A 22,281-nucleotide genomic window follows, 5' to 3' on the forward strand; every position below is an offset into this window, starting at 1 on the left:
GCATTAGGTTAAGTTCGAGAACGCATCGACATCTCACGGATGAAGTGGGCTGTTCAGCTGACTTCGCGAATCAACCCAGAAAAGGGGAGGTCAAAGCCGGAAGCTATTCCTACTCCACCGTCAGCACCGGCAGGTCGGTCTTGCGCATGACGGCCTTGGCGGTGCTGCCTAGGAAGTCGAGGATGCCCCGCTTGGCGTGACGTCCCATGACGATGAGATCGCAGCCATGCCCCTTCGCGAAGGCGGCGATGGCCTCGGCAGCGGCGGGGGCCAGCTCGACATCGCAGGCGATACGGTCGGCGGGGATGCCCTCTAGCATGGCGGCCGCCTCGTGGAGCTCGTCAAGCGCGCGGGCCTGAGCGGCCTTGTCCATCTCCTGGTCGAGCTCGAGGCTCTCCACGTCGGGGCCCATGGTGCCGTCGTAGTACATGCCGGGGTCGACGTCGGCGGGAAAGACGACGGTCAGCAGGCGCAGGCGCACGTTCGCGTCATCGAGGGCGAAGCGCCGCGCCATCTCGAGCGCCGCCTTCGCGTGGTCGGATCCGTCGTGCGCAACCAGGATGTTCGTGAATACCATGGTGGCCTCCCAAGGCTCGTCTGCCGTTGAGGTCATGCTATGCCGCCCGCGCACCCGCGATGCCCTCCGAGGCGAATCGGCACCAACCCGCCGCCGCCCAGCAACCCGTTCGTTGACGAATCGGGTTAGGAAAGCCAGCGGAGCACGGGGCCCCGCCGACGGGGGGGCGGCTGCGCTTAAGCGTCGGCCGCAGGCTCCCCTAGACGAGCATCCACCTAGTAGCTCGGGTGTTTCCCTCGCTTCGCACGACGCCTGCCTCCTCGAGCGATCGAAGGAGGCGGTATATCTTCTTCCCGTCAACGGGCTTCAGGTCTGCGCCCAGCGCCCCCAGGTTCAGCAGCCGCCGACTGACGGCGTCGGTGAGGCCCACGCGCGAGGCGGCCCCTCGGGCCCTCAGCTCGTCGATGATCGTCTGGCGGATGAGGTCGTCAAGCCCCCTCTTGCTGAGGAGACGCGCGGGAGCCTTCGCCTCGGGAGCCGTATCGTGCGAGCTTGGCGACGGGGCTCTCCTTGCGCGAGGCTCAACAAGGCGGAGTCCCCCGCCGTCCCCCTCGATGAATCCGCGCGCCGTGAGATCAGCGCGCTCGTCGGCGTCGAGTGGCAGGCCCTTCTGCGCCTTGTCGAGGGCAAGCACGGTAAGGATGGGGAGATCGGGGTTCGCGAACAGCAGGTGGGTGTACGTCGGGTTGATCTCGTGGTTGGGCAAGTCAACCCGGACGCGCTGAGGATCCGACAGATCGTAGGTCGGCAGCGGCATGTCGCGCTCGCGCGCCTTCTCGCATATCGTTCGAATGCCCATGGCGTTCTGGTCGAGCATTCTCACGCTCAGCATGGCATCCACGAGGAAGGGGTTGCGGTAGAAGGGCGGTTTGTACCCCTGCTCGAGCGCCTTCTCAAGGCTGCCAGGGATGAACCCGCCCTCGTTGAGGAACGAAATTCGGTCAGGGAATTCCTCAATGTTCACCTTGCCACCGCGGTCGTAGGCCTGGTGGGCGATGGCGTTTCCCACCAGTTCGCGCAGGGACCAGTCGTCGTACTCGGTGGTGGTGAGGGGGATGAGCGAGTCGGGGTCTGCGAGAAGCCGAATCTCCTCGTTGCGGATCTTCGCCATCAGGTCGTCGATGCGCAGCAGGAACGGCGGGTCGAAGTGCTGGTAGGTGCGCACGGTGCCGGTGGCCTCGTAGAGAGACCAGGTGATCTTCGGCAGCGAGCCGGCTATGAGCTTGGCGGACTCCGGCTTTCCCAGGAGCAGCAGGGCGGTGTGGGTGATCTTGCCGCGGAAAGTGATGCCGGCCTTGTCGAGCAGCTCGCTGTCGTCGAGCCCGTCGATGATCCCCTCGCGGTCGCCATAGCGTTCGCGCATCTTTTTCCGTGCGATGCTGATGGCCTCGGGGTCGAGGTCGGCCAGGGTCGCCTCCTCGACTACCTGCCTGCTCCAGTCCGCCGGCGGCTGCCGACGGATCTCGTCGATCTTGCTGATGGGAAGGGGGACGAGATCCTCGTCTTCGCGCGCCCAGGCGGCGCCTGCCCACTGGGTGGGAATGCCGCGCGTTGCTGCAGGAATATCAAATACGATAACGCGTTTTCCCTCATGCTCGATTTCGTAGATCTCGCGGAAGGTGATACGGTTGTTGGTGTTCTCGGCGATCTCCTTCTTGAGCTTTTGGAGTCCTTTGCTGGGCATCTGGGCCTCACGACGAAACGAGGTGCCGCAGGTCTTGCCGTCGTTCTGCACGCCAAATACGAGGAAGGCGCTCGAAGCGCCGCGAAGGTTGGCCTCGTTGCTAAGCGCGGAGAAGTACTTCCCCAAGTCCTTTATCCGAAATGAGTCTTTGGCCTCCTTAAGCTCGAGAATCTCATTCTCCGAATGGCGATTGAGCGAATTAAGCAATAATATAAGATCATTTTCATTCATAAAATCGCCTTTCGCGCATTATAAGTAAGACTATTAACAAATTATAAGCCCAAATTGACACGATAAGGGCCCTATATATATAACGAATACAGGGTCCTTATCGCTAACGAATTATTGAACTAATAGACTATCCCGCGCTGGCCACGTCGTCGGTGGTCAGGCCGGCCTTGGCGGCGAGCGCCCGGTAATCCTTGGGCGCGGCGGAGTTGGTAGCGGCGCCGAGCGTGGTGCTCGATGCCTGGGGCTCGGGGATGGTGGCGGACGTGTCCGTGGGGTCGAGGCCCGCGTCGACGCGCTTCATCATGGCGCGCCACTCGTCGAACATGGTTCCCACGTAGCTCACGCCGCCTTGGCTCAGCGAGTAGCTGGGGCAGGCAGCCTGGTACATCACGAGCCCGTTTCCCTGGAACTTGGTGGCCAGGCCGATGAGGTCGGTGACGGAGTAGTCGGTGGTTACGCAGCCGGCCAGCTCGCCGATGAGCCCGGGCAGCTGCGTGGGCGGGGCGTCGAGCACTTGCTGAATGATGGCCATGATGATGAGTCGCTGCGCTTGGGCGCGCCCGAAGTCGCCGCCGGACACGTTGTAGCGCTCGCGTGCGAAGGCCAGCGCCTGCTCGCCGTTGAGCCGCTGCTCGCCGGCGCTGAAGCTCATGCCGCCGTTCCCGGCCTTGAAGCTCTCGGGCACCGTGACGGTGACGCCGCCGAGCAGGTCTACCACATCCTTCAGCTCGTCGAAGTGAACCTCGACGTAATGGCTGATGGGAACGCCGGCGAATTCGGAGATGCAGTCCACGGCCCCGGGCGCGCCGCCGAAGGCGAAGGCGGCGTTGATCTTCTGCGTGCCGTGGCCCTCGATGGTCACCATGGTGTCGCGGGGGATGGAGATGAGGTCGACCACCTTGTTCTTCTGGTCGATGCGGGCGAGCATGGTCACGTCGCTGCGGCTGGCGGTGTCTCCCTTGCGCGCGTCGCTGCCCAGGATGGCCACGTAGTAGGCATCGTCGCCGCGTGTGGGGGCCAGCTTGTCGAGCAGCGCCTGGCGCTCGGCCTCGGTGTTGAACCCGAGCGCGCGGTCGAGCGCGCCGATCCAGAAGGCGAAGGCGCCGCCGCCCACCAGGGCGAGCGCCAGAATCACGCCGAGCACTACCTTCAGCTTCTTGTGCTTCCCGCGCCGCTTGGCGGCTGTGCCGGGCGCCACCATGCCGGCAGCTGGGGCCTGGGCCGCCCCGCCCCGCCGCCTGCCGCGCCCTCCGGCTGGAGGCATGGCGATGGTGCGGCCCGGCTGCTGCCCTCCCGCGCTGCCAACGCCGTCGCCGACGTTCATGCGCACGGTGTGGGCGGACGTGCGGGCGCCGCCTGCGCCGGCGTGGGCGCGTGGGTTGCCGGGCGTGCCGGCGGCCCGTCCGCCGTCGAAGCCGCTGCCGTCGGCGTAGAAGGCGTCGTCGTTGCCCGAGGGCTGGTAGTGGATACCCTGGCCGGTGCGGATGCCCTGGCCTCCGGCGGGAGCGCCCCCGCGCTGCGGGGTATGTCGACGACCTGCTTGGGCGTTGTGTCTGGGATTGTTGCTCGCCATAGCGTTCGGCGCGGGGCGCCTTGCCTCCTCGATGGGTCGGGCGCGCCTAGGTCGCGACGCCGTGGATCCGTAGTGGCGCTCGCTCGCCGGCGTGCGCTCGGCCGCGCGTCCCCCGACGTCGCTGGCCTCTCGTCATCCCCATCCTACCACGCTCGCCCCGATCCCACGCCATTTCCACGTTGAAGCCAGCCCGTCTGCATGAGGGGTTTTCGCGGGAGGTGACCCATGTATAATACAATTCGTAATACAATATGTATGACAAATGGTATTACTTTGCGAATGGAAGGGGGAGCCATGCGGCATAGCGACATTTCCTCTGCGATAGGCGCTCAACGCCGGGTGCCGGTTTCTCTGCGCGTTCCTGCGGATCTGGCGGACGAGGTGGATGGCTTCGCGCGGGAGCACGGCGTGCGAAAAACCGATGCCTACCTCTTCCTTATCAAGAAGGGTCTGCAGCGTGGCGGCGACGAGGGCGGGTGCGAAGGCGCGGATGCGCGCGTTGGCGAGTACCGGGCCCTTCTCGATGACTTATCGGCGCTTCTCCAGGCGCCCGTTTCGGCGGCGCGGGAGGCGCAGAAGGTGAGGGAGGCGGTTGCCGAGGCCGCGTCACTCTTCCCGGCTATCGAGCGTGCCTACCTCTTCGGTTCGTTCGCACGTGGGTCGCAAACGGCGGGGAGTGATGTCGATGTGCGTCTTGTGATTGACCGGGGGGAGGGGTTCACCCTCCGCGAGCTGAGTCACTTTGCGAAGATCGTGCAGCAGGAGACGGGGAGGGAATGCGACGTAGTGTCGGCCGCCGATGTGGCGAACGAAGCGCTTGCAGCAGCTATCGACCGAGAGAAGGTGCTCGTATATGAGCGCAAAACCGACTGACCTTGCACGTATCCAGGAGATTTACGATGTTATCGTCCAGACGCAGCGCCAGCTTGGAGCCTTGTCATTTGATAAGGCGCGTTTTCTTCATCCGGGGAATGATCAGGATGAGGTGCTGGCCGAGGGATTCATGAATCGGGTTCTTCGCGTGACGGAGGAGGTCGGGCGCCTGGATGACGAACTGGCGAGCTCGTATGGGTTCAACACCGCAGGCGCGTCGGGGGTTCGCAATCGTCTGGCGCATGCCTACGGAGATGTTGACGCGGAGATAATATGGGCGGTCATCGAGCGTGAGTTCGATGCGCTGCTGAGCTCGTGCCGCCGGTATTGCGATGATGTCGGGGTTGACCTCGAATAGCCTTCGAAGTTGTGCCGAAACGGGGGATAGGGTAGCATCCTTGGTAAGGGAGGGTCGTTGAGCAGGGGAGACGGCTGAATCGAGAGGGGATCCCATGGTTCTTCTCGGCGCGCCGCGGGGCGGTGATGACGTGCGCTTGGGGCGCTTTGTAAAGACGCGTTTACGTATTGCGGCGCTGGTTGTTGCGGCTGGCCTGCTGGCGCTCGGCGGATGCGCGGCGGGCGGAGATTCGGGGGAGTCCGGTGGTGCCGCGCCGGAGCCGCGCGTCGAGCGCGCGGTGGAGGTGGCAGAGGAGGTCGAGGCCCCTGCGAGCGACGCGCCCTCCGGCGTAGACGCGGGCGAGGGCGCCGCAGATTCGTCCGCGCCCCTCGCCGGCACGGGCGACGCCGCTTCCGCGCCTGCCCCTGATGCGTCGCTTCTCAAGGTGCGCTTCATCGACGTTGGGCAGGGCGACTGCGCGCTCATCAGCTGCGACAACCAGTGGCTGCTCATCGACGCGGGGCCTCCCCAGGCGTCGTCAACCGTCTATTCCGTGCTGCGGCGCCTCGGCGTCGCGCGGCTCGACTACCTCGTGTCCACCCACCCCGACGCCGACCACGCCGGCGGCATCTCCGGCGCGCTCGAGGCAGCCGCCTGCGGCACCTTCTACAGCCCCACTGCCGAATCGGACACGCGCACCTGGCGCAGCCTTTGCGAGCGGCTCGGTCGCCAGGGCGTTCCCATCACCATCCCCGCACCGGGCGACAGCTTCAGCCTGGGCGCGGCGCGCGTCACCTTCCTCGGGCCCGTGCATCCAGCGTCAGATGACAACAACAACTCGCTTGTGCTGCGCATCGACCACGGCGACGACTCGTTCCTCTTCACCGGCGATGCCGAGCACGAGGAGGAGTCCGACCTGCTCTCCTCCGGTGCCAACCTGCGCGCCGATGTACTGAAAGTAGGACACCATGGCTCGGCTGGTGCCTCGTCGCCCGCCTTCTTGGCGGCCGTCGCCCCGCAGCATGCGGTCATATCGGTGGGAGGCAACTCCTATGGGCATCCGACCGACGAGGTGCTTAGGCGCCTGACAGCCCAGGGAGCGAGCGTTCTGCGTACCGACCAGGGCGGTGACATCTTGGCCGTCTCCGCTGGCGACGGCATAGTCCTTACGACGAAGGGAGCGATCGATGAGTAGGAAGCGCAACGCGCGGCTACCGGCCTCCATCTTCGGGAAGGGGGCGCCCGCCGTCCGCCGGCCCCTGTCGGCCGTCGCGCTGGCGCTCGTGCTGTGCGTGGGGGCGGCCTGCCTGCCTGGATGCCAGCCGGAGTCTCCTGCCGCTGATGGCGGGAAGCAGAGCCTGGCGCAGACCGGATCAGGCGGGGAGGCCGCGCCTGATCCGCGGCTTACCTTCACGGTGAACCTGGACGACGATGAGTTCCAGGACGTGCCCCTCGTGGTAAAGGTGGAGGGCGAGGGGGCCGACGGCGAGGACTTCTCGCGCCAGTACCGGGCTCTGCCGGGGCATGTCTACGACCTGAGCTGTGATCCGGGCACCTACCGCTTCTCCGTCGAGGCCGACGCGCCCTACGATGACGCGTACCTCTGCGTGCCCACGTCGGCCAGCTGCGTCTATGACGGAGAGGAGGGCCAGGAGGTCGTGCTGGCCGCAAAGGTCGACCGTGAGGCGATGGAGGCCGCAGCTGCAGAGAAGGCCGCCGCCGAGGCCCGGGCTGCCGAGGAGGCGCGTGCTGCCGAGGAGGCCCGCCTTGCGGCGGAGGCCCAGGCTGCGGAGGAGGAGCGCAAGGCCCAGGAGGCTGCGGCTGCAGCTGCGGCGGCAGAGGCCCAGCGCAAGGCCCAGGAGGAAGCCGCGGCAGCGCAGAAGAGCACGCACACGGTCTACGTTACCAATACGGGCGAGAAGTATCACCGCGATGGCTGCCGCCACCTCAGCAAGAGCAAGATCCCCATCGACTATGCCGACGCTCGCGCGAAGGGATACGCTCCCTGCAAGGTCTGTAGCCCCGGCTGATGGCCGTCGGCGTGAGATGGGGTTGTGCGAAACGGCGTCCTAAATTGGCCAAAAATGACGATCTGACGACGCTCGGTGACTCTCATGCCGGGCGTCGTTGCATGTTTGCCCAGGTCGCAAAAGCGGGCAGATCCGCCAAGCGGCAAGGATGCCTGAGGTCGGCGAGTTCTTGTCGTCAAGTCGTCGTTTTTGTCCAATCTGCAGCAGAGCTTTGCGCAAAAAGGTTCGGGTGCCTTTGCGTTCCTGCGGCCATCGGCCTCGGGCCGCCCGCCTCGGCATCTCGGCTTGCGTCGCCTCGCGCTAGTGCGCCGCGGCTCCTTGCGCCTGCGCCTCGGCGTCTTCCACGACCATGCGGTTGCTCGCGTTTCGCGCTCGCGTGCCGTCTTTCGGAATGAGCGGCGCGATGAACGTGCGCGGCGACGGAGGGATCAGCCACGCCAGCGTGGGCTTGAGCACGCGACCCCACAGGCCCACGGCGCGGCCGACCAGCAACGCAGCGATGATGGTGCCCTCGCGCACCTGGTGCAAGCCGCCGAGGGCCGCGAACGAGACCGCCGCTGCTACGGACATCAGCGTGACGTCGATGATCACCTTGCACTTCGGGAAGGGTCGGCCCGATACGTACGACACCACCTGGACGATGGCGTCTGCGGGGCACATCACCAGATCGGGAGCCAGCTGCAGGTTGATGCCCAGCGCGAGTGTGATGATGGAGAGGGCCAGGAACACTGCCTGCAGCGGGTAGCTGTCGGCCGGCACGAACGAGAGCGCCCAAAGCCACGCGTCCACCGCGATGGACAGGACGAGAAACAGGGGCAGCTGCAGCACCTGGATCGGCTTGAACTCGCCACGGAGCAAGACGATCTCCGCCAGCAGGAACAGAAGGTTGAACACGAAGGTCCACGCGCCCATGGTCATCCATTCGGCGCCGTGGGCAGCTGATACGTCAGTAAACACGGCCGGCATCGACGAGATGGCTGCCGTTCCCATGCACGAGTGCTTCGAGAGCGCGATGCCCAGCGCCACCAGGATGGCGCCTGTCGTCATGATCAATATCCGCAGGCAGAAGTTAGCGCGGACGCCGCCAAAGCGCGCGCCCCATGTCGTCTTGAAGTGTCCCATAGCCAGAAGTGTAGCACCAAGCCGCTCTGCCCGATCGGCCCTCACCGGCAGGCGGCATAGGCGCCGCTTGGTCCTGGGGGGCAAACTGCACGGTTTTTGCGACTTTGTGACAGGTGTCCGCGCCAGGCGGCACGCGGTCGGGACGTTTCCGCAGGTCGCGGGAAGGCGTCTCGTGAGGGGCCGCTGCGCGTGGTCGTCGCGAGCGCCGAAATCGGGGCCGGACTGTCGCAAAGTCGCAAAAACCGTGCAGTTTGTCGCATCACGCCGTCGGGAAGGGCGGGATCCGCTGCCTCGGTGGCACCCCGGTCGTCCGAGTCGCCCCGGCGACCCCGGCCCCGGCTACCCCGGCGGCACCTCGGCCCCTGACACCCAGCTGCGCCCCGGCTACCCCGGCCGCCCGACTACCCCGGCCCCGGCTCACCCCCGGCCGCCCGGCGACCCCGCCCGCGTCCGCGCCCGGTTACCGGCCCAGCTCGCTCCCAAGAAGCGCCTCCAGCGCGGTAAGCTCCTCCGCGAGCAGCGCGGCGAGCTCGCGCCAGTAGGGCGTGTGGGCCCGCTCGGCCAGCGAGCGCGCCCATCCCACACCCCAGCGCCTAAGGTGCTCCTCGTGGAAGGCGCGGAGATCCGCGCTCAGGGAGCGCGCCTCCTCCTCGTCCTCGGCGTTAGCGAGGCCATCCAACAAGAAAGCGCAGAAAGCCAGCTCGAAGGCGATGTGATCCTCGGGCTCCCGTCCCGCGCCCGCAATCGCGAGCCCATGGCGCCGGTAGCAGGAGCGCACCTCGAGGGTCTCCCGCTGAAAGAGCAGGTCGTCCTCGCTCATCCAGGCCGACTCCCATGGCGGGCAGAGCGGCTTCTCCGGCCCCTCGAGCAGGTGCTGGAAGTCGCGGGCCGCCTCAGCCGCCTCGGCTTCGGTCGCGGGCTGCCCGAGCAGCGCCGTCATCATCTCCCCGGTGGGCGCCTGGCGCAGCGCCTGGGAGAGGAATCTCAGGTGGGCAACCGCCTCGCGGACCGTGAGGTTGGCATCGTTATCCATGGCGCGTCCTTTCGCCAAAGAGGGGGGGCGCCTCGCCTCGGCGCCCCCGGTTGGCTAATACTGAAGGTTGACGGAGCAGGAGTAGAACAGCGCGCGGGCGAGCAGCAGGGCGATGACCACCAGCGCGCATCCCGCCAGGGACAGCCCGCGCCCCAATCCCTCGGAGCCCGCTCGCCCGGCGATCAGCGCCCCGGCCGCCTGGAGGCCGGCGCCAGCGGCTCCGCAGACGGCCTCGGCCAGCAGCAGGGGCGCCTGGACGCCCGTGGCCAGGGCGATGGACGCCACGCCGGCCGGCCCCTCGGCGCCTGCCAGCCCAAAGCCGAAGGCCGTCGCGAATCCCAGAAGCCCGAGCAGCGCCGCGCCGGCCACGGCAAAGCCGATGGCACGGCCGCGTGCCGCCTCGTCACCCCTCGCAAGGGACAGCGTGACGGTTGACGCCACGGCGCATCCGGCCATGAGGGAGCCGATGATGAGCCCCAGCGGCGTGGCGGGCGTGTTCCAATAGGGGATGGTGGGCAGCAGGTAGGCGTTGCCCGCGCTGGCCAGGAATCCGACGGCCACCACGGCCGAGACGGCCCAGGAGATGGTGACGGCGCTGCCGCTCGCCTTCCAGGCCATCAGGGCGGTGACGGCCATGCACGCGAGGGAGAGGGCTCCCATGAGCACCTCGCGGGAGAGCCACGAGCTGCCCACGTTCAGAAGGGCCGTCGGCGCGCCCAGGATGGAGCCGAGGTGCGCCATCGACGCTGCCAGCCCCGCGGCCAGCACGAGGGCGCAGCCGCCGAAGAAGGCGGCCGCCGGGAAGCGGCGCTCGGATGCGCTCACGTCGCCGCCGGCGTGCTCGATGAGCAGCCGGGCGCCTCCCCCGCAGATGAATGCTCCCACGGAGGCGGCGGTCAGAAACGTGAAGATGAGGAGGGGCCACTCGTAGCTCATCGCAAAGCCTCCTTCGGAGTCGTCAGGTAGTTGGGGTGGGTGAGCGAGGACGGGGGCAGCACCGAGAGGTCGCTCACGGCGTCGGGGTGCTGTCGTCGCAGCTCGTCGATGTCGCCGAAGCGCAGCGCCCGGGTAGAGCAGGCGCCCACGCAGGCGGGCTCCATGCCCTTGTCGAGGAACTTCTCCTTGCACCCGTCGCACTTGCCCATGCGCTTCTCCGCCTCGTCCCAGGAGGGGGCGCCGTAGGGGCATGACCACTCGCACATGCGGCATCCGATGCAGCGGGCGCGGTCCTGGATGACCAGCCCCGTCTCAGGATCCTTGCTGATGGCCCCGGTGGGGCAGTTGGCTGCGCAGGGCGCGTTGTCGCAGTGGTTGCATCCCATCGATACGGTGGCCGCCCACATGTGGGGGAACGTGCCGCCCTCGAAGTCGCGGGCCTCGCGGAAGAACCGCCCGACGGGCAGGTTGTTGACGTCCTTGCACGCCACTTGGCAGCATTTGCAGCCCGTGCATGACGTCATGTCGAAGTAGAAGCCTTTCTGAGCCATTTATCCCACCTCCACGATACGCTGCGGCCACAGGCAGTCGGGATCGAGCGCCTCGCCGTCCCATTTCTCGACGCTGACGTTGCAGCTGTTCCAGGCTTGGATGCCCGATCCGGACTTGAGGGGCCCTACCAGGTAGTTGGCGCAGCCGGCCCGGTCGATGCCCGTCTCCTCGTTTACGTCGACCCAGGTGGCCTCGTCCAGCTTGACCACGCCCGGCATGATGCGCTCGCTCACGTCGGCGCGACGCAGGCAGGAGCCCCAGCGGCTGCGGATGAGGACGGTGTCGCCCTTCTCGATGCCGAGCCGTGCGGCGTCGGCGCTGTTCATCTGGAAGTCGTTGGGGTGCGCCTCGCGCGTCCAGGGAACGTTGTCGAACGAGGAATGCACGGTGCGCAGGCAGTGCAGCGTCACCAGCTGGAAGGGGAACTCGCCCGGCTCCTTCGTCTCCCAGTCGGCCAGCGTGTCCTCGTATCCCTCCGCAGGCACCTCGTACTTGGCGATGGGCGACTTCTTGGTGAAGCCCACCGCGTCGACGAAGTCGACGATGCCCTGGCAGTAGATCTCCAGCTTCCCGGAAGGAGTGGGGCGGGGGTTGGCCACCGGGTCGTCCACGAAGTCCTTCAGCGCGGTGTAGCCGTAGTTGTCGCCCTCGTGGCGCTCCACCCGGCAGAACCCGTCCTCGAGGAACTGCTTGTAGGAGAACGTGCCCTCCTGGGGCTTGCCCTCGACGCCCTCGGGGATGTCGTCGGCCTCCAGGGTGAACAGCGGTGCCTTGGTCACGCCGTCCTCCAGCACCACGGTGGCTCCGCTGATGCGGTTCCATCCCACCTGCTCAAGCGAGAGGGGGTTGATGAGCGCGCGGTCGACGCCCATGCGGGCGGCCAGCTCCTCGTCGATCCACGCGTCGGTGCGCGCCTCGAACAGGGGCTCGCAGATCTGCTGGGCCGACAGCATGGTCTCGCGGTTGGTCTTCGTGTAGAGGAGGGTGTCGCCCGGCTCCTCCCAGCGGGTGCAGGCGGGCAGGACGATGTCGGCGTAGCGGCAGTTCGTGTTCATGTGGTAGCCGCTGGCCACCACGAACTCCACCTTGCGGTGGGCCTCGATGCCGCGCTTGGTCGCCGGGGACTGGTTGAGCGTGGCGCCTCGCCCGATGTGGTTGATCATCTGGATGTTGATGGGGAGCACGCCGCGCGCGCCGGCATGGTACTCGCCGTCGATGACCGCGTCCCAGATCTCGGAGTGGTTGATGCACGTCCAGTCGGAGGTATCGGCCGGGTCGATGGTGTAGTACTCGTAGGGGCTCACCGGGTTCTTGATGGCGGGAACCTTGGTGGCGCCGCCGCTGATGAGCCAAGGGCCGCCCGTGCCTGACCCCACGTTGGAGGTGACCACGTGCCCCACCATGGCGCCGCGCTTGCCCACGTTGCCTGTCATCCATCCCACCGTGAGGAATGCCTGGGCGAACTGGTCGCCGTTGGCGGTGCGGGCTGGCGCGCGACTGCAGGTGAGGGCCATGGGCTTGGTGGTGGCCATCTCGTAGGCGAGGGACTTGATCTGCTCGACGGGCGTCCCGCATATCTCGCTGGCCCACGCGGCGGTCTTCGGCACGCCGTCATAGGTGCCCAGCACGTAGTCCTTGAAGTTGTCCTCGGGGTTCGCGCCGGCAGGCATGTGGTCGGCGTCGAATCCGATGGTGTAGGTGTCGAGGAACGCCTGATCCTGCAGGTTGTTGCTGATCATCTCATGGGCGATGCCCAGCAGGAGGGCGGCGTCGGTGCAGGGGCGCACGGGCACGAACTCATCGGCCAGCACCTTGGCCGAGTCGTGGTAGATGGGGTCGACCACGATGATGCGGGCTCCCCGGCGCTTGGCCTCCAGGAACGTGAGGATGGGGTTTCCCTGGCTCGACCAGACGGGGTTGTGGCCCCAGAGAACGATGAGGTTGGAGTCGTAGTACTCGAAGCGGTCGGAGAGCGTGAGCGCATGGCGTGGCCACCCGCCGCCCACCATCTTCTGCGACGTCCAGTAGAAGCCGCCCGAGGACCAGCACGACCACATGGTGGTCGATCCCCCGATGGCGTTGAAGAAACGCCCGGGGCCGCTGCGCTCCGACGACAGGATGGCCGTGTTGCCGTAGGTGTCCACGATGCGCCTGGTCTCGGCGGCGATGAGGTCGAGCGCCTCGTCCCAGCTGATGCGCACCCACTCGTCGCAGCCGCGAAGGGAGCGGTCACCGCCGCCGGGCTCCCAGTGCTTGCGCTTCACGGGGTACTTCAGACGGTCGGCCCCGAACACGAGCGTGCGCATGGAGCGCCCGCGGTGGCACCCGCGCTGCTGGGGCATGTCGGGCGTGTCGTCGCCGCTCACGTCGGTGCGCTGGTAGAGCACCGTGCCGTCCTTCACGTAGGCCTGGTTGACGCAGTTTCCGCCGCAGTCGAACCAGCACGAGGCGTTGCGCCATTCCCCGCTGGGCTCCTCGGCCTGAGCCTTCAGGGGGCGGAAGGCGCCGAAGCCCGCTTGGGCCGCGCACCCCGCGGCGCCTATCGCCGCGCTCCACTGGAGGAAGCGGCGACGGCTCAGGGGGACGATCTCCCTCGGTGCGTTCCTCTCTTCCACGATTTCCCTCCTTCTCATTCGGTGAACCGCTCTTCGTCTCCGCCCGTCGTGGCGGGGACGCGGCTCCAGCTTCATCCAAGAGGGGAGGTCGGAGGTATCATCACGACATGTGAAAAGGGGAGACCGTGTCATCAGGACGTATGATTTTGAGTTCGCGGGCCTATTTTCGCCCTGCTCCGAAGAGGGTTCGTCGACGTGGCCCCTTACAATACGGAGGGGGAGGCAGGCTCAAGGGGGAGGCAGGACTGACGATGATCCCGGGAGGGAAGTACCGGCACGAGGAATGGCGATGGCGAGAGTTTGCTCTTGCCACGCTGGGCTTCACCTTCTACCGGCTCTATATCTCGATCTTCTTCGTCTCGAACCACGTGCTGCCCCAGCCCCAGGCCACCATGGCGAACAGCGCCTACGATGCGTACAGCTTTCTGCTCGCCTTCCTGGTGGCATCCGTCGCGCTTGTCAGGAGGCCGGCCTTCTTCCGGTCGGATATCGCCGCCGCGCTGGGCGCGGCCTGCATGGCGCTGGGCGCCCTGTCCTACGCGGCCCTCTCCGTGGGCGGCTGGGGGGAGCTGGCCGGGCCGTTTGCCATCTGCGCGAGCGTGGGCGTCGCCCTCATGACCGTTCAGTGGGGCTGTGCGCTGGGGGTGCGCTGGCGCGAGGAGGGGCTGTTCTCGATCATCGCGGGCTTCTTTCTCGCGGCTGTGCTCAACACGGGCGCCGGGCTCTTCGCCCCGGCCTATCAGGTGCTGGCCGCCTTGGCTGGGCCGGCTTCCTGCCTGGCCCTGATGAAGCTGCGCCGCTGCCGGGCGGCCTCGGAAGGCTCGCTCGCGCAGCGGGCGGGCAGTGACATGCGCGCCGGCGGGGCGGAGCGGGTGGAGGCCGGCTTCATCGCTCGGGCGTCCGTGGCGTTCCTGCTGTTTGCCGTGGCGTCGGTGTTCTGTTCGATGCCCATGGAGTTCTCGGTCATCGGTGGCGCGAGCGAGTCGGATCGACTGCTGCTTTTGCTGCGCACCTGCGTGACGGCGGCCGTGTGCCTCGTTGCTTTGGGCCTGGCGGTGCTGCCACGCACCTCGCTGCGCAGCATCTACCGGCTCATCCCGCTGTTCCTGGTCATCGGCGGGCTCTCCGCCTTCCTGCAAGAGCTCTCGCCGCTGGTGGCCTATGCGTGCGCCCTGGTGGGGCGCCTGGGGTTCCAGCTGGTGTTCTGGCTCTTCGCGCCTCGCATCGCCTGCTGCTCTAAGACGCCGGCGGGGCGCGTCTTCGCGGTTGAGTTCGCGCTCTACTGGTTTGGGTACGCCGGGTCGCTCTTCGTCGTGCGGCACCTATGGCCCGATCCCTACCATGTGTCGGTGGACGCCATGGGGAGCATGGTGGTGGCTGCCATCGTCATTTTGCTGGTGTCCTACTTGTTCGTGCTTCCCGAGCACGATCTCCGCGTGGCGACGGGGGAGGCGCTGCCCGATGCCGACGGCGCGTCTGCGCCTGCTTCGGACGGAAGGAGCGCGGCAGGCGCTGTGGCCGATGACGGGGAGCTGGCGGCCATGGCGGAGCGCTACGGGCTCTCCCCACGGGAGACGGAGGTGTTCCTCCTGCTGGCTCGCGGGCGGGACACGGCCTATATCCAGAAGTCCCTCTTCATATCGGCGGGCACGGTGTCGAGTCACCGCCGGCGCATCTACCAGAAGATGGGCGTCCACACCAAGCAGGAGCTGCTCGATCTCGTTGAGGCGGGTGCCGTGTAGCTCGTCGTCGGGTAAACTGCACAGTTTTTGCGACTTTGCGACAAGCCGCGCTCTCGGCGAGCGGGAAGCTCCGACGTATTCCCAGGTCACAGGAGCGGCGGGGCGGCGAGGCCTCTTCGCGGACTCGGGGTGTGCGTGGAAAGGCGCCGGATTAGCGGCGAAATTGTCGCAAAGTCGCAAAAACTGTGCAGTTTGCGGGAGCCGCCCGCCTCCGGCGACCTCCCACGGCCCCGTGATCCCCGCCTGGTTGGGCGACCCCCGCAGCCCGGCGCCCCCCCCCGTGACCCCCGCCGGGCTGGGCGCCCCCGCGCCTCCGCACCCTACGAGTTCAGCACGGCCTCGGCGCTGCGGCTGAAGTAGCCCTCGGGGATGTTAGCGGCCACGAACTCGGCGAACGCGCGGGCCTCGTCCGAGCGTGGCGCCTCGGAGGGCCAGGTCAGCGACACGGGGTACCACATGGTATCGGTGGCCACCTTGAAGCGCACGACGCCGGGCTCGTTGCGGTAGCGGTGCGCGATGCATTCGGGCAGTGTGGCCCAGCCCAGTCCCGCCTTCACGCCCTCCACCATGGCCTCGTGCGTGTCGAAGCAGCCCACCATGTTGTGCTCGCGCAGCGATATGCCGTAGCGCTCGCGGAAGTGGCGATTGCCCACCATATGCCGCCCGGAATGCCACTCGTACACGATCATGGGCCACTTGAGCAGCGTCTCCACCGGCACGGGGTAGATGGCCTGGTTGTAGGGCGGCTTGTCCGGCGCCAGGAACACGAGCTTCTTGTAGCCCAGCACCTCGTTGACGATGCCCGGCTCCATGGGCTGGTTCTCCAGGATGGCGAAGTCCAGCTCGCCGTCCTTCAGCTTCTGCACCAGGTCGGGCTCGTAGCCGGCATCCAGGTGGACGCGGGCGCTCGGCACCTGCTCCACGTACTCGGCCACCAGGCGCGGCAGCAGCGCCACCCCGTCGGCGAAGCTCATGCCGACGGTCAGGCTGGCGGGGAAGTGCTCGTCGATGGCGGCGATCTGCGAGGCCAGCACGCGTTCCATGTCCGCTACGTTCTGGGCGAACTTCACCACCACCTTGCCGGCCTGGGTAAGCGAGATGCCGGACGACGAGCGGTTGATGAGCGACGTGCCGAACTTCTTCTCGATGCTGGCTATCTTCTGGGAGAGTCCGGGGCGCGACATGTAGAGCTGGTCGGCTGCCTGGGACAGGCTCTTGGCCTTCGAGAGAACGAGCAGGACCTCAACGTCGTCGAACAGCATGCTTGCTGCCCCCCCCCCTCATGGATGCAGGGTCGCGATTGACGGGCGCGAGCCAACGCCGCCTGGGCTGTCCGGTGGGCAACGGGGGCGGCTCCTCGGCATTGCGTCGTGCCGGTGGCGCCTGCGTTTGAGTATACCGAGTAGATTAAACACTGCGCGCTTGGAGTTAGTCCAGGTGCCTTTACCGAATCGGTGAAGTTCTTTTTGCCCGAACCTGCAACAAACGCTTACATGTCCGAATTCCTTTGCAACCCCTGCAAGGAAGTCGAACGGGCAATCGGTGACTGACGTAGTAGCAATTACCTCCACCTTCCTATGATCGAGGCACAGGCGATAGGGGGTTGCGTCGCCGAGGGGGCCCACAAGAACCGTCGATCAACTCCCAAGCCTTGAGTGTCACGAAGAGGAAAGACGAGGAGGAATCGATGGACAAACAGGGAATCATCGAGGCCAGCCGGGAGCGTCGCGAAGGTGAGCGCATCTTCTACACGTCCTGCCCGGCGAACGGATGCTGGGACTCCGCATGCGTTCTGAGGTGCCATCTGAAGGAGGGCAAGCTCATTGCCGTCGAGCCCGACGACTCCGTTAACAAGAACGACAGTCGCGAGGACTGCGGCTGGGAGAACATCTGGAAGGGCAACGTTCAGATGCGCCCCTGCGCCATGGGCCATTCCTGGAAGAAGGAGCTCTACGCCGAGACGCGCCTGCTCCATCCGATGAAGCGCGTCGGCAAGAAGGGCCCTGGCAACGGCTACTTCGTGCAGATCAGCTGGGAAGAGGCCCTCGACACCATCGCTGAGAAGATGATCGAGATCAAGGGCAAGTACGGCCCTTACGGCATCTTCCACTCCCAGTACCCCAGCTTCGAGAAGAACGGCTTCCCCCTGGCTCCCTGGTGGGAGGCGGGCTTCGGCGCGTGGGGCGAGCACTCCTGCTCGGGCCATGCGGCTGGCGAGATGTTCCACCTGGGCGTCGACATGCCCAAGTGCGCTCGCGGCGTCGCGGATAACCTGCCGGGCTTCGAGGCCTCGGACATCTTCAACTCCAAGCTCTTCATCATGTGGGGCATGGATCCGGTGGTCGCCTGGTTTGGACCGACGTCCTACTACATGCAGCTGGCCCATGAGTACGGCTGCAAGACCATCGTCATCGACCCGCGCTACACCCAGTCCGCCGAGATCCTCGCCGATCAGTGGATTCCCATTCGCCCCGGCACCGACCTGGCCATGATGCTGGCCGTGGCCCAGGTGCTCTATGAAGAGGATCTCATCGACCACGAGTTCGTCGACGAGTGGGTCGAGAAGGATGGCTTCGAGGAGTGGCGCGCCTACGTCATGGGCGAGGGCGAGGACGGCATCAAGAAGACCCCCGAGTGGGCTGCCCCCATCACCGCCGTGCCGGCTGAGACCATCCGCGAGTTCGCGCGTCTCTACGGCACCGAGAAGCCGGTGCATCTGCAGTACTTCTACTCCTGCGCCAAGCGCCACCTGGGCGACTACAGCGCGGCTGCCGCCATGCTGCTCCAGGCCATGACCGGCAACGTCGCCTGCGCTGGCGGCTGCGAGTCGGGCGCCTGCCTGCCCACCCCCGGCCGCGTGCCCGCGCCTCGCGCCGACTTCGGCCGCAATCCGGGCGACTACACGGTGCCGGTGCTGTTCAACAACAACTGCCTGACCGAGATCCTGGCGTCGCAGAAGGACTACTGGGAGGGCCGCATGAGCGAGGACGAGTTCCGTCATCGCATCGGCTCGCCGACCAACGACAGCCCGCTGCCCAACATCCAGATGATCATCTTCGAGAACAACTACGCCAACAACCACTCGAACGTGAACCGTCGCTTCCAGGGCATGGCCGACACGGAGTTCAACTGGGGCTTCCAGTGGCACGTGAACCAGCCCACCGCCGAGCTCTGCGACATCATCCTGCCGGCGCCGGTGTGGCAGCTCGAGGGCATGGACGAGTACATGTACGGCCATCAGCGCTTCGTGAGCGGCCCGAACGGCATGCGCAACTACTTCACCTTCTGCGCCCGTGGCTGCGACTTCCCCGGCGAGGTCCGCTCCAAGGAGTGGGTGTGGACTGAGATCGCCAAGCGTCTGGGCGATGAGGTCGTCGAGGGCTACAACCCCCGCATGAAGGACGTTCCGGTGGAGAAGTGGGTTGACGCCCAGGAGGCCATCTACAAGGAGGCCTTCGAGAAGTGGGCCGACAACGAGACCGTCATGGCCTACCTCGGCTACGAGAAGCGCCCCACCTGGGAGGAGTTCAACGCGAATCCGGTCGTCCGCACCGAGATCGACGTGCCGTACTATCCCTTCAAGAACGTCATGGAACGTGGCGACAGCCCGTTCCTCACGCCGTCGGGCAAGGTCGAGTTCGTGTCCAATTTCGTGAAGAACAACGACATGACCGAGACCCGTTGGCGCGGCCAGTACGAGGCCATGCCGGTGTGGAGCCCGAGCTACGTCGAGGGTGACATCTCCACGGCCTCCAATGACGGCTTCTACAACCCGAAGGTCAAGGACTATCCGCTGTCGCTGGTCACCCCGGTGTCCATCTACCGACAGCACTCCTCCAACGACAACAACCCGTTCATGCGCGAGGACGTCTACCGCCACGGCGTGTGGATCTCCGGCGTGGACGCCCAGGCTCGCGGCATCAAGGACGGCGACGTCTGCCGCGTCTACAGCGATCGCGGCGAGGCCATCCTCACGGCCTACGTGACCAACCGCTGCATGCCCGGCACCGCGGCCATCCACCATGGCGGCTGGTACCAGACCAACGGCGAGACGAGCGAGATGAACGCCTTTGGCCAGGATATGCGCGGTACGCCGAACATCTTCCTCGATGACGGCCACCTGCCCCACATCCTGGGCGCGCTGATCATCGCCGGCCTCATCAACGTTGAGAAGGTGGCCGACGGCGACGCCGAGGGCTACGGCTCCGAGGCCGAGCGCGGCGGCATGCGCGGCGCATCGGTCGCCATTGGCACCCGCGATGCCCTGGCCAAGAAGGACGGCGCCCGCGACGCGGCCGCCACGGCCTAGTGGCGAAGACTTCGAGAGGAGGAAACAGACAATGACCCAGTACGGATTCTTTTTCGACATGAACCGCTGCTACGCCTGCCAGGCCTGCAGCATTGCCTGCAAGGACTGGAACGGCCTTGAGCCCGGCGCCGAGAAGTGGATGACCGTCTACGAGTGGGAGCAGGGCACGTTCCCGAACATCCGCCTGCACGCGCTCGCGTTCCCCTGCGCGCACTGCGAGGATCCCTCGTGCGTGAAGGTGTGCGAGTCGGGCGCCCTCTACAAGGAGGACGAGTTCGGCGCGGTCCTGGTGGACCAGGACAAGTGCACCGGCTGCCGCAAGTGCTACGACGCGTGCCCCTATGGCGCGCCGAAGTTCGCCACTGACGAGCCGACGGCCAAGATGAGCAAGTGCACCATGTGCGTCGACCGCCTGGCCGACGGCCAGCAGCCCCTCTGCACCCTGAGCTGCCCGCTGCGCGCCTTCGACTTCGGCCCGCTCGACCAGCTCATCGAGAAGTACGGCGATGTGCGCTACTGCGAGGGCATGCCCTCCCCGGACGCCACTAAGCCGGCCTATCTCGTCTGGAACCCGCGCGAGAAGAAGCAGCTCATCCCGTACCCGGTGGACGAGGCCATCGCGCTCAACCAGCAGCGCGGCGACCTGGGCACCATGTTCGAGAGCGAGGAGGACCTCACCACCTTCGATGAGGGCACCATCCGCCGCGACAAGCTGCAGATGAAGTTCGACAGCAATGTCGAGCTCATGCGCGCCACCCGTAACGATATGGCGTAAGTCGTCTGACGACGGCCAGGGAGGTGGGGCCGAGGGGCGAAGCGAAGGCTGCGCAGCTTCTGAGCGTAGCCCCTCGGCCCCACCTCCCGTTCCGCGCTAGGCGAGGGACCTGGCGCGGGCACGAGTTCCACCATCTACGTCCACTTGCTGGCTTGGAGGACCCGGAAGTGGGCTTAGGGGAAATCAGCATCAACCTGAAAGGGGAAAAGAAATGGAGTGGATAGGAGTCATCGGCATCGTCGCCGGTCTCGTCTTCTTCGTCATCGCGGCCATGCGCGGCTGGAACGTGCTCATCACGTCCATCGTCACGGCCATCATCATCGCTCTGACTAACGGCATGGACATCATGAACTCCATGGTGGGCGCCGAGAAGTCCTACGTCACCGGCCTGGCCGGGTTCATCCGCGGCAACCTGCTGATCTTCATGGGCGGCGCCATCATGGGCGAGTTCATGGACAAGTCGGGCGCCGCCAAGGCCATCGCCCAGGCCATCATGGCGAAGGTGGGCACCAAGAGCCCGTACTTCGTGCTCCTGGGCATCGCCGCCGTCGGCGCGCTGCTCACCTACGCGGGCATCTCGATGTTCGTCGCCATGTTCGCCCTCATCCCGCTGGCGCGCCCGATGTTCCGCGAGTGCAACATCCCGTGGCACCTGTTCTGCGCCGCGTGGACGCTGGGCGCCTGCTCGTTCACCATGGCCATGATCCCCGGCGTGCCGGCCGTGGCCTGGATCAACGCCGCCAACGGCTGCGGCGTGTCCCTGACCGCCGCCCCCATCATGGGCGTCGTGGGCTCCATCATCGCCATCGTGGTGAGCTGCATCTACATCAAGTTCGCCCTCAAGCGCGCTGAGGCCAAGGGCGAGACCTTCGTGGCCGACGCCGACGACGTGGCCGTCGAGGAGCAGAAGGACCTGCCGAACCTGTTCCTGTCGCTGCTGCCGCTGATCGTGCTGATCGGCGTCATCATCGGCCTTTCCGCCACCGGTATGAAGAACGTCGTCTACATCGGCATGCTGGCCGGCATCATCGCCTCCATCGTGTGCTTCTTCAAGTACGTGCCCTCCGTTCGCGACGCGCTCGGCAAGGGCGCCGTCGCCGGCGTGGGCCCGGCCGTGTTCACCTCCGCTGCCGTGGGCGTGGGCACCGTGGCCGCTGCCTCCGTGGGCTTCACCGTCATCTACGAGGCCATCTTCAACATGCCGGGCGGCACCTACGTCTCCGCCGCCACCATGGCTGCTGCCCTCGGCGGCATCATGGGCTCCGGCTCGGGCGCGGTGGGCATCGTCGCCCAGAACTTCCTGGAGCCCTACCTGGCCACCGGCGTCGATCCCGCGGCCCTCGCGAAGATCATCGCCACCTCCGCCACCATCGGCGGCGCGCTGCCCAACTCGGGCGCCATGTTCGGCATGATGGCCGCCATGGGCCTGAACCACAAGAACTCCTACAAGCACATCGCCGCCATCTCCATCGGCGCCGGCCTGTGCGCCCTCGTGGTCATGATCCTCATGGCTACCGTCGGCATCTACTAGGAGCCACGCACTGCCTGACCGGCCGGGTCGCAGGCGGGGCGTCCTCCAAGCCCCCTGCGGTTCCGGCCGGCCTCTCTCGGGCCCTCGCGGCCCCCGTCCCCTGATCGACTGAGGAGAACCACCATGTGTTTTAGACCTGCTGACACCGGCGCCTCCGCCGGGCCGGCCAAGTGCCCCGAGTGCGGCAAGACCATCCAGGCCATGGGCGGCATCGAGCTGAAGGCCTGCCCGTTCTGCAAGTGCGACTTCACGCCGTACCTCAACGGCTCCACGCCGCTGCCGACCGGCGCCCCGGCTGCCCCGGCCGCGCCGGGCGCCCCCGGCACCCCCAAGGCCCCTGGCGCCCCGGCCGCCCCTGCGG

The 22,281-nt window shown here is 66.6% G+C and carries 18 protein-coding genes; 9 read left to right on the forward strand and 9 right to left on the reverse strand.

The genetic code is table 11. The features are described from left to right. Window positions 1-109 precede the first annotated feature (109 nt). The 3 genes from D1643_RS05440 to D1643_RS05450 all read right to left on the reverse strand — a co-directional run bounded on the left by D1643_RS05440 (window position 110) and on the right by D1643_RS05450 (window position 4,065). Entirely contained in the window at window positions 110-577 is a 468-nt protein-coding gene (locus tag D1643_RS05440; protein WP_160709411.1) for a universal stress protein, read from the reverse strand. 199 nt (window positions 578-776) lie between these two features. Beyond that, window positions 777-2,492, reverse strand: coding sequence for an RNA-binding domain-containing protein (locus D1643_RS05445; protein ID WP_255478051.1), 1,716 nt, complete (start codon window positions 2,490-2,492; stop codon window positions 777-779). 127 nt (window positions 2,493-2,619) lie between these two features. Further along, entirely contained in the window at window positions 2,620-4,065 is a 1,446-nt protein-coding gene (locus tag D1643_RS05450) for an LCP family protein (protein ID WP_236643400.1), read from the reverse strand. 294 nt (window positions 4,066-4,359) lie between these two features. Here D1643_RS05450 and D1643_RS05455 point away from each other — a divergent pair, with 294 nt between their 5' ends. From D1643_RS05455 to D1643_RS05470, 4 genes are all read left to right on the forward strand, one after another. Next, a complete protein-coding gene (locus D1643_RS05455) occupies window positions 4,360-4,938 on the forward strand; it encodes a nucleotidyltransferase family protein (RefSeq protein WP_160709415.1) in 579 nt (192 codons plus the stop codon). Beyond that, window positions 4,919-5,296, forward strand: a complete 378-nt coding sequence (locus D1643_RS05460) for a DUF86 domain-containing protein (RefSeq protein ID WP_160709417.1) — start codon at window positions 4,919-4,921, stop codon at window positions 5,294-5,296. Before D1643_RS05455 ends, D1643_RS05460 begins: the two co-directional genes overlap by 20 nt. A gap of 94 nt (window positions 5,297-5,390) precedes the next feature. After that, entirely contained in the window at window positions 5,391-6,470 is a 1,080-nt protein-coding gene (locus D1643_RS05465) for a ComEC/Rec2 family competence protein (RefSeq protein WP_160709419.1), read from the forward strand. After that, window positions 6,463-7,305 carry a hypothetical protein gene (locus D1643_RS05470; protein ID WP_160709421.1) on the forward strand — a complete coding sequence of 281 codons (843 nt, stop codon included), beginning with the start codon at window positions 6,463-6,465 and terminating at the stop codon, window positions 7,303-7,305. Before D1643_RS05465 ends, D1643_RS05470 begins: the two co-directional genes overlap by 8 nt. Before the next feature lie 300 nt (window positions 7,306-7,605). Here D1643_RS05470 and D1643_RS05475 read toward each other — a convergent pair whose 3' ends face one another. The 5 genes from D1643_RS05475 to D1643_RS05495 all read right to left on the reverse strand — a co-directional run bounded on the left by D1643_RS05475 (window position 7,606) and on the right by D1643_RS05495 (window position 13,563). Then, the gene (locus D1643_RS05475) at window positions 7,606-8,352 is read right to left on the reverse strand and encodes a YitT family protein (protein WP_160709423.1); all 747 of its coding nucleotides are present in this window, start codon (window positions 8,350-8,352) and stop codon (window positions 7,606-7,608) included. A gap of 535 nt (window positions 8,353-8,887) precedes the next feature. Then, window positions 8,888-9,460, reverse strand: a complete 573-nt coding sequence (locus tag D1643_RS05480; RefSeq protein WP_160709425.1) for a molecular chaperone — start codon at window positions 9,458-9,460, stop codon at window positions 8,888-8,890. Between the two features lie 54 nt (window positions 9,461-9,514). After that, window positions 9,515-10,396: a DmsC/YnfH family molybdoenzyme membrane anchor subunit gene (locus D1643_RS05485; RefSeq protein ID WP_160709427.1), complete on the reverse strand. Its 882-nt coding sequence runs from the start codon at window positions 10,394-10,396 to the stop codon at window positions 9,515-9,517. Then, window positions 10,393-10,947, reverse strand: a complete 555-nt coding sequence (locus tag D1643_RS05490; RefSeq protein WP_160709429.1) for a 4Fe-4S dicluster domain-containing protein — start codon at window positions 10,945-10,947, stop codon at window positions 10,393-10,395. Before D1643_RS05490 ends, D1643_RS05485 begins: the two co-directional genes overlap by 4 nt. After that, complete coding sequence (locus D1643_RS05495) at window positions 10,948-13,563, reverse strand: molybdopterin-dependent oxidoreductase (RefSeq protein WP_201750984.1); 2,616 nt, start codon at window positions 13,561-13,563, stop codon at window positions 10,948-10,950. 251 nt (window positions 13,564-13,814) lie between these two features. On the opposite strand from D1643_RS05495, the gene D1643_RS05500 reads away from it, so the two are divergent. Beyond that, entirely contained in the window at window positions 13,815-15,305 is a 1,491-nt protein-coding gene (locus D1643_RS05500) for a helix-turn-helix transcriptional regulator (protein WP_160709433.1), read from the forward strand. A gap of 320 nt (window positions 15,306-15,625) precedes the next feature. Here the strand turns inward: D1643_RS05500 and D1643_RS05505 are convergent, their stop codons facing one another. Next, entirely contained in the window at window positions 15,626-16,567 is a 942-nt protein-coding gene (locus tag D1643_RS05505) for a LysR family transcriptional regulator (protein WP_160709435.1), read from the reverse strand. 425 nt (window positions 16,568-16,992) lie between these two features. Here D1643_RS05505 and D1643_RS05510 point away from each other — a divergent pair, with 425 nt between their 5' ends. The 4 genes from D1643_RS05510 to D1643_RS05525 all read left to right on the forward strand — a co-directional run. Then, window positions 16,993-19,614, forward strand: coding sequence for a molybdopterin-dependent oxidoreductase (locus D1643_RS05510; protein WP_160709437.1), 2,622 nt, complete (start codon window positions 16,993-16,995; stop codon window positions 19,612-19,614). Between the two features lie 31 nt (window positions 19,615-19,645). Then, window positions 19,646-20,389 carry a 4Fe-4S dicluster domain-containing protein gene (locus D1643_RS05515; protein WP_160709439.1) on the forward strand — a complete coding sequence of 248 codons (744 nt, stop codon included), beginning with the start codon at window positions 19,646-19,648 and terminating at the stop codon, window positions 20,387-20,389. A gap of 211 nt (window positions 20,390-20,600) precedes the next feature. Continuing rightward, window positions 20,601-21,920: a GntP family permease gene (locus tag D1643_RS05520; RefSeq protein ID WP_160709441.1), complete on the forward strand. Its 1,320-nt coding sequence runs from the start codon at window positions 20,601-20,603 to the stop codon at window positions 21,918-21,920. A 123-nt stretch (window positions 21,921-22,043) separates the two neighbouring features. Then, window positions 22,044-22,281 (forward strand): hypothetical protein (locus tag D1643_RS05525; protein ID WP_160709443.1); only part of this gene is annotated, 238 nt, incomplete at its 3' end.

Origin of the sequence: Enterorhabdus sp. P55, from assembly GCF_009911695.1 — a bacterium.
Classification (GTDB): domain Bacteria; phylum Actinomycetota; class Coriobacteriia; order Coriobacteriales; family Eggerthellaceae; genus Enterorhabdus.

What these genes read in the sequence shown, in the direction of transcription:
- D1643_RS05440 (WP_160709411.1), bottom strand. Translation starts at nt 577, where the DNA reads ATGGTATTCACGAACATCCTGGTTGCGCACGACGGATCCGACCACGCG.
- D1643_RS05445 (WP_255478051.1), bottom strand. Translation starts at nt 2,492, where the DNA reads ATGAATGAAAATGATCTTATATTATTGCTTAATTCGCTCAATCGCCAT.
- D1643_RS05450 (WP_236643400.1), bottom strand. Translation starts at nt 4,065, where the DNA reads ATGGCGAGCAACAATCCCAGACACAACGCCCAAGCAGGTCGTCGACAT.
- D1643_RS05455 (WP_160709415.1), top strand. Translation starts at nt 4,360, where the DNA reads ATGCGGCATAGCGACATTTCCTCTGCGATAGGCGCTCAACGCCGGGTG.
- D1643_RS05460 (WP_160709417.1), top strand. Translation starts at nt 4,919, where the DNA reads ATGAGCGCAAAACCGACTGACCTTGCACGTATCCAGGAGATTTACGAT.
- D1643_RS05465 (WP_160709419.1), top strand. Translation starts at nt 5,391, where the DNA reads ATGGTTCTTCTCGGCGCGCCGCGGGGCGGTGATGACGTGCGCTTGGGG.
- D1643_RS05470 (WP_160709421.1), top strand. Translation starts at nt 6,463, where the DNA reads ATGAGTAGGAAGCGCAACGCGCGGCTACCGGCCTCCATCTTCGGGAAG.
- D1643_RS05475 (WP_160709423.1), bottom strand. Translation starts at nt 8,352, where the DNA reads ATGACGACAGGCGCCATCCTGGTGGCGCTGGGCATCGCGCTCTCGAAG.
- D1643_RS05480 (WP_160709425.1), bottom strand. Translation starts at nt 9,460, where the DNA reads ATGGATAACGATGCCAACCTCACGGTCCGCGAGGCGGTTGCCCACCTG.
- D1643_RS05485 (WP_160709427.1), bottom strand. Translation starts at nt 10,396, where the DNA reads ATGAGCTACGAGTGGCCCCTCCTCATCTTCACGTTTCTGACCGCCGCC.
- D1643_RS05490 (WP_160709429.1), bottom strand. Translation starts at nt 10,947, where the DNA reads ATGGCTCAGAAAGGCTTCTACTTCGACATGACGTCATGCACGGGCTGC.
- D1643_RS05500 (WP_160709433.1), top strand. Translation starts at nt 13,815, where the DNA reads ATGATCCCGGGAGGGAAGTACCGGCACGAGGAATGGCGATGGCGAGAG.
- D1643_RS05505 (WP_160709435.1), bottom strand. Translation starts at nt 16,567, where the DNA reads ATGCTGTTCGACGACGTTGAGGTCCTGCTCGTTCTCTCGAAGGCCAAG.
- D1643_RS05510 (WP_160709437.1), top strand. Translation starts at nt 16,993, where the DNA reads ATGGACAAACAGGGAATCATCGAGGCCAGCCGGGAGCGTCGCGAAGGT.
- D1643_RS05515 (WP_160709439.1), top strand. Translation starts at nt 19,646, where the DNA reads ATGACCCAGTACGGATTCTTTTTCGACATGAACCGCTGCTACGCCTGC.
- D1643_RS05520 (WP_160709441.1), top strand. Translation starts at nt 20,601, where the DNA reads ATGGAGTGGATAGGAGTCATCGGCATCGTCGCCGGTCTCGTCTTCTTC.